We start from the raw sequence: 8,650 nt of genomic DNA, 5'->3' as shown, positions 1-8,650 counted from the left end.
CGGATGTCGTGATTGTCTCTGCGCGGGATGGGATTGAGCCGCTGCGGCGCGCGGCGGCGGAGGGGGCGACCACGCTCGTGGTCGACGTTCGTTCCGCCGAGGAGACGCGCGACTGCATCCGCGCCGGCGCGGGAGACATGCTCGCGGCGGAGGCCGAGATCGGGGAGCTCGCGCCGCGGGTCAGCAGACTCCTTCGCCGTCGATCGAGCCAAAAACCATGAAGCGCTTCCTCATTTCAATCCATTTAGCTGCATTTACCACTTTGCACGCACACGCGGCCGCCGCCGACGAGGCGAAGCGCTATACCGTGCAAGCGGGCGACACGTGCGCGGCGATCGCGACGCGCTTCTACGGCGATGCCCGGCTCGTCGATCTCATCCACGGCGCGAACCCGGGCATGGGGCCTTCGCCGCACGCGCTCAAGCCGGGCACCGTGCTCATCCTGCCGCCGCGCCCGGGCGCGACGCCGGAGGGCCCCGACGCGCGGCTCACGCGGACGAAGAACATCGTCGAGGTGCAGGCGCCCGATCCTCGCCCGGGAAAACCGAACGATCCGCTCTATCGCGGCAACCGCGTCGGCACGAGGGAGAGCTCCACCGCGGACGTCACGTTCCGCGACGAGACGCAGGTGAAGCTGGGCGAGAACACGCTCGTCGTCATCCTCGGCGACGCGCAGGCGCGCGCGGCGCGCGTGGGCGCGCAGGAGAGCACGCTCGTCACGGGGAGCCTCCGCGCGCGGCTGTCGGAGCTCGCGGGCAAGGGCACGGACAAACCGCGCGTCGCGACGGAGGGAGGCTCCGTCGAGCTGAAGAGCGGCGAGGCGCAGGTCACGGTCGACGACAAGAAGACGACGCGAGTAGCGGTGTACGAGGGGAGCTCGACGCTGCAGGCGCAAAAGAAGGAGGTCGCCGTCAACGAGGGCTTCGGCTCGAAGGCCGACCTCGGCGTGGCGCCGACGCCGCCGAAGCCACTGCCGGAGGCGCCGTCATGGTCGTCGGCCGCCGCCGCGATCGCGCTCGCGAGCCAGCCGGTCGATCTGACGTTCACCTACCGCCCCAGCGCAGGCGGGGCGGGGACCGTGCCAGCTTCGACTCCCGCGGCTTCGGCGCCCACGGCTTCGGCGCCCGCGCCGGCTCCCGTGGCTTCGGCACCCGCGCCGGCTTCGGCACCCGCGGCTTCCGCGGCTTCGGCTCCCATTCCGCCGCCGGCGGAGTGGCACGTGCAGGTAGCGCGCGACAAGGACTTCAACGACGTCGTGGTGGATGGCCGCGTGCCGCTGGCGACGTCCGCGATCGAGGTGAAGAACGCGGGGCCGGGGGCGTACTACGCGCGCGTGAGCGCGATCGACGACGATCGCTTCGAGGGCAAGTGGAGCACCGTCGCGAGCTACGTCGTGGCGCAGGCGACGGCGCCGCCGCTTCCCGGCCGGCGGGCGCTCCTCCGGATCGAGCCCGCGGGGCTCGCGTGCGCGCTCGACGGCGCGCCGGTGGCGGGCCCAATCGAGATCGATCGCAGCGCCGCGCACGTGCTCGCGTGCGAGGCCGGCGGAGCGCGCGCGGCCCTCGATCTGCCGAAGGTGTCGCTCGGCCGCGTGCAGGCGGTCGCGGCGCTCGAGCGCCTCCCGAACGGCGCCGCGGTGATGCGCGTGCGCGTCGTCGACGAAGCGGGGACGCCGGTGCCGCGCGTCGCGGTGGCGTTGGTGTCTGCGCCCGCGGGCATGCGGGTCGGTCCGTTCACGTACGAGGGCGGCGCGTACGTCGCGCCGGCGACGATCGACGGACGCCAGCAAGGCGGCGCGCTCCAGCTCCGCGTCGACGACGACGCGGTGGTCGCGACGAACCCGCTGCCGCCCGATCCGGAGCCGCGCGTGCACGTCGAGGTGGCGGCGGGCGCGCGGGTGTCGCGCGTCCTCCAGCAGCCGGGCGCCGGCGTGAGCCTCGAGGGGCGGCTCGCGGTGCGGATCCCGGCGGGCGAGCTCCTCGTCGGTGCGCAGGCGATCTACGAGGGCGTGCCGCGCGGGACGAGCGATCCGGGCTACGGCTACGGCGACACGCAGGTGCGCGCCGACGTGCTCGGCGGGTGGATCCCGATCGGCTATCGCCTCGGCGCGCGGGACGCGCGGTTCGCGCCGTACCTCACGGTGGGCTTCGCCGGCTTCTGGTCGCGAGGGCGCGTCGAGCCCGAGGGCCAGAGCATTCGCAGCCGCGCCCTCATGCTCGGCGGCGCCGCCGCTCTCGGCGCAGAGTACCGCCTCGGCGGCCTCGGCTCACTCGGCGGTCTCGGCGCTCACGGCGCGGCTTTCGCCGAGCTGAGCGGCCGCCTCACCACCGACATCCAAGGCACACGCGCGGGCCCCCCGATCGACACCTCCGGCGCCGCGTTCTCCCTTGGCTACCGCTACGGGTTCTAGCGCGACGAGCGCCCGAGCAAGGCAACGAACGAAACGGTACGGCGACGGCAGGGAGGAAGACGCGCGACCGACCGCGGTCGAGGCGGCGCTCAGAACGTGGTGGAAGGCGCGCGACCGACCGCGGACGAGGCGGCGGCCAGAACGTGGTGGCGAGCGGCGCGACTGCGGACGAGGCGGCGCTCAGAACGTGGTGGCGCGCGAGCGACCGCGGACGAGGCGGCGCTCAGAACGTGGTGGCGCGCGGCGCGACTGCGGACGAGGCGGCGGTCAGAACGTGGTGGCGAGTGGGCGTTCGCAGCGGCCGTTCTGCCACTCGAGGCCCTTCGCGCAGCAGTGGCCGTTCGAGAGGGACTCGCCCGGCTGGCAGCGCGGGCCGCTCGGCACGCCCGACGTCGGGCGGCGTCCTGCGTCGGCGGCGGACGCGGCGATCGCGACGGGCACCGCCGCCGCTGCTGCATCCGTACGCGGCGCGTCGGGCAGCGCGTTCGGGCTCGGCACTGTCGCGACAGGCGCCGTGCCCGCCACCCCCGCGAGCCCGTTCGCGCGCGCGCTCGAGGTCGCGGGCGTACTTGCGTTCGCGCTCGAGGGCACATTCGCGGCCGCGTTCGACGTCGCAAGCGCATTCGCTTGCGCTGGCGCATCGGGCCCTACAGCCGCGTTCGCTTGCACCGCCGCGTTCGTCCCCGCAGCCGCGTTCGTCCCCGCAGCCGCATTCATCCCCGCAGCCGCATTCATTCCCGCCGGTGCGTTCATCTCCGCCGGTGCGTTCACGCCCGCCGCTGCGTTCATCCCCGCCGGCGCCGTCGCACCTGTGCCCGCCGGCGCGACCGTGTCTGCGGGCGCTTGCGTCGCCGGCGCGTCGGCCGCCGCGAGAGCGTCCGTCGCTGCAGGCGTGGGGGCGGCCGCGAAGCGGGAGACGATGCGCGGCGCGAGCGCGACGAGCACGAGGAGCGCGACGATGCCGCCGGCGACGTTGCGCGAGCGTGACCTCGCTGCGGCGCTCGGGACGGTCGTGCCCGCGGCGTCGTCCTTGACCGTGTCCGCGATCGGGGCCGGCGGCGGGGCCTGGGACCACGGGCGCGGTGGGTCGGACGGCGCCGCGACCGTGGACGTGATCGCGCCCGGCGTGCGGTCGTTCGAGGTCGGCGGAACCGATATTTTCACTGCAACAGGGATCTTCGGGAGAGGCCCCGCCCCCAGCGTCGCCCGCACCTCCGCGATGGCGTCGCGCATCGTCTTCGCCGAGGGCCAGCGCTCCGCGCGATCGATGCGGAGCGCGCGGGAGACGACGGCGTCGAGCTCCGGCGGGACGCGCGCGTCGCGCTCGCTCGCGGGCGGCGCCGGCTCGGTGAGGATCTTCGCGAGGACCGCGACCGGCGTCGTCGCGGCGTGCGCGCACTGGCCGGTGAGCATCTCGAAGAGCATCGCGCCGACCGACCAGACGTCGGCGCGCTCGTCGAGATCGGGCTCGCCCTTCGCTTGCTCCGGCGCCATGTAGAGCGGGGAGCCGATGATCTCGCCCGAGCGCGTGAGCGCGGAGCCGTCCACCACGCCGCCGAACTTCGCGATGCCGAAGTCGAGGAGCTTCACGCCGCGCACGCCGCCGCCGCCGCCGCCCTCGGCGGAGTCGGGCGCCGGCTTCTCGGTGATGAACACGTTCTGCGGCTTGACGTCACGATGGATGATGCCGGCCTTGTGCGCGGCGTCGAGGACGTCGAGGACCTCCATCGCGATCCAGCACGCGGCCTCGACCTCGAGCCGCTCGCGGCGGACGAGGCTCGAGAGCGCCTCGCCGCGGAGGAGCTCCATCACGATGAACGGCGTGTCGTCCGCGTCCTCGCCGACGTCGTAGACGTCGAGGATGCCGGGGTGGCCGATGCGCCCCGCGGCCTGCGCCTCGAGGAGGAAGCGCGACGCGATCGACTTGTGACGCGCGACGTCGCCGAGGAGCATCTTCAGCGCGAAGACCTTGTGCACGCGCAGGTGGAACGCGCGGTACACCGCGCCCATCCCGCCGCGACCGAGCTCCTCGTCGAGCCGGTACTTCGACGCGATGACGCTCCCCACTCGGCTCGGCTCGACCGTGCTCACGACGACGGAAGACTACTCGTTCGAGACGCCGGCGGAGTGCTTCTCGAAGACGATGAAGTCCGCGGCGTTGTCGTCGCCGTCCTCGCCGTCTTTCTTGCGACCGAGCGACTCACCGGCGCCGGGCGCCGGCGCGGCGTTGCCCTCCGTGTACATCCCGGCCGTGGGCGCGCCGCCGTCGGGCACGACGCCATAACCGAGCGCGTCGACGACCTTGTTCTCGTCGTTCACGAGGCCGACCTGCCCGCCCGCGTTGCCGATGCCGCCCCTCAGCGTGGCGTCGATCTTCCCGACGAACTTGTCGTTCGCGAGGAGCATGAACGAGCGCGCGCGGATCGCGTCGTACGTGCCGAACGAATACAGCGCGCCGACGCCCGCGGTGTCGGCGGCGGAGCGGTACATGAGCTTCCAGTCCCCGATGCTGATCGCGCAGTCGGTCGGATTGAAGAGCTCGACGAACTCCGCGCCGCCGTCCCCGCCGGGCTGGAGCTCGTTGATCACCACCTTGCCCGTGCACGGATGCTCGACGAGGTCGTCGTCGTCGTCATCGGGCGACGGATCGGGCCTCTCGCCACCGTCCGCGCGCGACGTTCCGCGCGCGTCAGCTCCCGCGTCGAGGCCCGCCGGGCCGGCCTTCGGATCGTCGCCGCTGCACGCGGCGAGCGCCACGAAGGCGGCGATCCCCACCGCCGCCCAGAGGCGCCCCCGCCGCTTCACGCGAACCGCTCAGTTGGCCGGCTTGTTCGAACCGATGACCTTGGTGGCCACCTTGAGGGTCCGCTCGCTGGCTTTCTCCCAGCGCAGGATGTCCTCGAGGGCGTCGACCATCGCCTTCGCCTCGCCACGCTGATCCGCTGCCCGCCGCTCCCCAGCGACCGCGCGGACCGCGTCGGTGCGGCGCTCGCCCGGCGGCGTGCGACGCTCCGACGTGCGGCGCTCCTTCGTCCCCATCTCTTTCGTCGTGGATTTCATTGAACCCTCGTAGCCTCCCGATCCCAATATTCCCGCTCTCGTGTGCAGAGCCTAAAAGTTAGCGAAGAAAGTCGATCGCGCCATTTCGACGAGCTCGATCGACGCAGAAAAGTCAGAGAAAGTAGTCACCGATGAGCTCCGAGTCCTTCATCCCCGGAGTCGTTGCATAGGTCGAAAAGTCGCTCGTGCCCGCACCGCGGAGCACATCCTCGTCAATCGCGAAATGCCCTGTGTATTCCGTGCTTTTGCGCGTGAGGATCCAGTGCGCGGCGTCCGCCATGATGTCGGGCTTGCGTGAGCCCTTCAGCACGAAGTCGCCGCCGAGGAGGTTCTCGACCGCGGCCGTGGCGATGACCGTCTTCGGCCAGAGCGCGTTGACTGCGATCTTCATGGGCTTGAGCTCCTCGTGCATGCCGAGCACGCAGAGGCTCATGCCGTACTTCGCCATCGTGTACGCGACGTGAGGCGCGAACCACCGCGGCTCCATGTTGAGCGGCGGCGAGATGTTGAGGATGTGGCCGCTCGAAGACTTCGCGAGGTGCGGGATGCACGCCTGCGAGCACGCGAACGTGCCGCGCGTGTTGATGCCGTGCATCAGGTCGAACCGCTTCATCGGCGTCTCGACCGTGCCGGTGAGGCTGATCGCGCTCGCGTTGTTCACGAGGACGTCGATCCCGCCGAACGTGCGGACCGTCTCCTCGACCGCGGCCTTGATCTGGTCCTCCATCCGCACGTCGACGACGCACGCGAGGGCCTTGCCGCCGGCGGCCTCGATCTCCTCCTTCGCGGAGTAGATCGTGCCCTTCAGCTTCGGATGCGGCTCCGTCGTCTTCGCCGCGATCGCCACGTTCGCGCCGTCCCTCGCCGCACGCAGCGCGATGGCCTTGCCGATGCCGCGGCTGGCTCCCGTGATGAAGAGGGTCTTTCCGGCGAGTGAGGACATGACGAATCAGCTTCGACGCGCATCCCGTTACGACCAGGACGGAGGTCGGTCAAGGCGCGAACTGCATATGGAGACTCGTTTTTTTCAGGGAGTTGGTGGGGCAAAACCCCCAGGCACCCTTCTTGCGCAAAACGCGGAACCGCCGTTCGAAATCACGTGCGTGTCGAAAAACGGGTGCTAGGGCGTGCGGGTTTTCGGGGCGATCCTGGGTCCGTAAGAGAACTCGGAGCGACGTCGTTCGTAGAGACGAAGCCCACGCGAAAGGATCCCCGAACATGCGTCCCGTCGTCCTCACGTCGCTCCTCGCTCTGACCCTCGCTGCGGGCTGTGGACCGCGCGAGAAGATCATCGTCATCCGTGAGGTGCCCTCGGCCAACAGCGCCGACGGCGGCAGCAACCCGATCGCGAGCGACGGCCCCGAGCCGGCCGATCCGAACGACTCCGACTGGGGCATCAAGAGCCCGACCGACACGCGCGCGTACGCGGAGACGATCGCGAAGGTGATGGGGATGGTCGGCGACTCCGACCTCCAGCGCCGCGTCTCGCAGCGGCGGCTCTCGGTCGTGAACGTCGCGTGGGAGGACACCGGGCGCTCGGAGGGCTCCTCGCTCGGGCCGAACATCTCGGACCTCTCGCTCCAGGTCCGGCGCAAGGACGAGAACGGCAACTTCGCCGCCGCGGTGATGCCCGTCATCCGGTTCCCGAACTTCACCGATCGCACCGGCGACATCCCGGCCGATCGCTTCTTCATCCGCGTGAACAACGAGCAGCGCGGCTTCTCGAGCAACTCACCGCTGAAGAGCGTGCCGCTCACCGACGTGCTCAAGAACATCAAGGCGTTCGCCTCGCGCCCGGAGACGATCCTCGGCGACGGCAACATGCTCGCCGCGCGCGACAGCCACTTCCTCGTCAGCGCGCAGGCGGTGTTCCTCCCGATCCCGAAGACGGGGAAGGCGCAGTTCAACCCGGTGCTCTTCAACTACCAGTCGGCGCCCGGCTCGCCGGCCGTGCTCGCGATCCTCGTCACGCGACAAGGGGCGAGCATGCAGGTGATCGAGAACAAGAGCGAGGACGCCACCGCCGCGGGCTGGGGTCAGGAGCTCTATTTCAACAACGGCGGGCAGCGCACCGCGTTCACGGCGGAGCGCAAGAGCGACGTCGAGCAGCGGATCGCGGCGCAGGGCGGCCCGAAGACCGAAGACGACAAGAGCGCGCTCCAGAAGGGCGCGGACAACCTGTTCCTGATCCAGATCCCGCTCAAGCACCACAACCTCGGTCGGCTCGGCGGCCCGATGCCGGCGCCGGCGGCGGCGCCGGGCGGCCTGGCGGGCGGCGGCGGGATTCCGAAGCCGAAGAAGTCGGCGCCCTCCTCGGCGAAGGGCGCCTCGGCCGCGGACGACGAGGGCGCGAAGAGCGACGTCGAGCAGGCGGTGCTCGGCCACGGCCCGAACCTCGGCCCGTTCAACGAGGGTCACTCGCTGCGGCTCGAGCGCGATCCGAAGTTCCCGATCCGCATCACGGTGCAGTTCTACAAGGCGACGAGCAACGGCGTCGCGAGCGACATCGACCTCGACAGCATCGCGCGTACGATCGGCAGCGTGTACGAGCACGCGGACGCGGTCGGCTCGCTCGTCGTCCCCGAGGGCGATCCTCGCCGTCCCACCGCGTGGCAAAAGGTGCCGCACGAGTGGTTCCCGTGGTGAGCTGAAGCGCGAAATCGCGGCGCGAACCCAGCCGCGCCGCGCGGCATTCGTGTTGCACGACGAGCGTGCATGCGCTCCGTATCGATCGGGCTCGCCGTCGCAGGACTCGCCCTCGTCGCGTGCAACCGCGACCGGAGCGGCGACGGCACAGCCGTACGCGATCCGAACGAACAAGATCAAGCGGGCAGCGCGACGCTCACCGGCGCGTCGTACGTCTCGAACGAGTCGGCGATCGACCGCATCGTCGCCGCCCGCTGCGCGCGCGAGGTGACGTGCTCGAACCTCGGCCCCGACCGGCGCTACCCCACCGGCGACAACTGCATCCGCGAGGTCCGCCACAAGCTCGTCGACGAGATGAAGCCCAGCGAGTGCCCCCACGGCATCGACGGCAAGGAGCTCGACGAGTGCCTCGACGCCATCCGCAACGAGAGCTGCACGAACGCCCTCGACACCATCGCCCGCCTAACCCACTGCCGCACCTCCCAACTCTGCCTGAAGTAATCACTCAACGTCGGGGGCTTCGCCCCCGACACC

At 71.0% G+C, this 8,650-nt stretch carries 8 protein-coding genes; 4 read left to right on the top strand and 4 right to left on the bottom strand.

Annotated features, from left to right (window positions below):
* Together KF837_32000 and KF837_31995 are read left to right on the top strand one after the other, a co-directional pair.
* A partial coding sequence (locus KF837_32000) for a hypothetical protein (GenBank protein MBX3231993.1) occupies positions 1–221 on the top strand: 221 nt, incomplete at its 5' end.
* Positions 218–2,410 (top strand): FecR domain-containing protein, encoded by a 2,193-nt coding sequence (locus tag KF837_31995; protein MBX3231992.1) that lies wholly within the window; start codon positions 218–220, stop codon positions 2,408–2,410. The genes KF837_32000 and KF837_31995, both read left to right, overlap by 4 nt.
* 267 nt (positions 2,411–2,677) lie before the next feature.
* On the opposite strand, the gene KF837_31990 is transcribed toward KF837_31995, so the two are convergent.
* The 4 genes from KF837_31990 to KF837_31975 form a co-directional block, all read right to left on the bottom strand.
* A complete protein-coding gene (locus KF837_31990) occupies positions 2,678–4,501 on the bottom strand; it encodes a protein kinase (GenBank protein MBX3231991.1) in 1,824 nt (607 codons plus the stop codon).
* 12 nt (positions 4,502–4,513) lie between these two features.
* A complete protein-coding gene (locus KF837_31985; protein ID MBX3231990.1) occupies positions 4,514–5,215 on the bottom strand; it encodes a lamin tail domain-containing protein in 702 nt (233 codons plus the stop codon).
* A 9-nt stretch (positions 5,216–5,224) separates the two neighbouring features.
* Entirely contained in the window at positions 5,225–5,449 is a 225-nt protein-coding gene (locus KF837_31980; GenBank protein ID MBX3231989.1) for a hypothetical protein, read from the bottom strand.
* Positions 5,450–5,582: 133 nt separating this feature from the next.
* Positions 5,583–6,413 (bottom strand): NAD(P)-dependent oxidoreductase, encoded by an 831-nt coding sequence (locus KF837_31975; protein ID MBX3231988.1) that lies wholly within the window; start codon positions 6,411–6,413, stop codon positions 5,583–5,585.
* Between the two features lie 275 nt (positions 6,414–6,688).
* On the opposite strand from KF837_31975, the gene KF837_31970 reads away from it, so the two are divergent.
* Both KF837_31970 and KF837_31965 read left to right on the top strand, forming a co-directional pair.
* The gene (locus tag KF837_31970) at positions 6,689–8,116 is read left to right on the top strand and encodes a hypothetical protein (GenBank protein ID MBX3231987.1); all 1,428 of its coding nucleotides are present in this window, start codon (positions 6,689–6,691) and stop codon (positions 8,114–8,116) included.
* Positions 8,117–8,185: 69 nt separating this feature from the next.
* The gene (locus KF837_31965) at positions 8,186–8,617 is read left to right on the top strand and encodes a hypothetical protein (GenBank protein MBX3231986.1); all 432 of its coding nucleotides are present in this window, start codon (positions 8,186–8,188) and stop codon (positions 8,615–8,617) included.
* Positions 8,618–8,650 lie beyond the last annotated feature (33 nt).

The sequence above is a fragment of the Labilithrix sp. genome (assembly GCA_019637155.1).
Taxonomy (GTDB): domain Bacteria; phylum Myxococcota_A; class Polyangia; order Polyangiales; family Polyangiaceae; genus Labilithrix.
The sequence above is the reverse complement of the archived record's forward strand: the minus strand, read 5'-3'. Positions and strand labels throughout refer to the sequence as shown.

Excerpts from the sequence above, each read along its gene's own strand:
- KF837_31995 (MBX3231992.1), top strand. The coding sequence starts at position 218 with ATGAAGCGCTTCCTCATTTCAATCCATTTAGCTGCATTTACCACTTTG.
- KF837_31980 (MBX3231989.1), bottom strand. The coding sequence starts at position 5,449 with ATGGGGACGAAGGAGCGCCGCACGTCGGAGCGTCGCACGCCGCCGGGC.
- KF837_31975 (MBX3231988.1), bottom strand. The coding sequence starts at position 6,413 with ATGTCCTCACTCGCCGGAAAGACCCTCTTCATCACGGGAGCCAGCCGC.
- KF837_31970 (MBX3231987.1), top strand. The coding sequence starts at position 6,689 with ATGCGTCCCGTCGTCCTCACGTCGCTCCTCGCTCTGACCCTCGCTGCG.
- KF837_31965 (MBX3231986.1), top strand. The coding sequence starts at position 8,186 with ATGCGCTCCGTATCGATCGGGCTCGCCGTCGCAGGACTCGCCCTCGTC.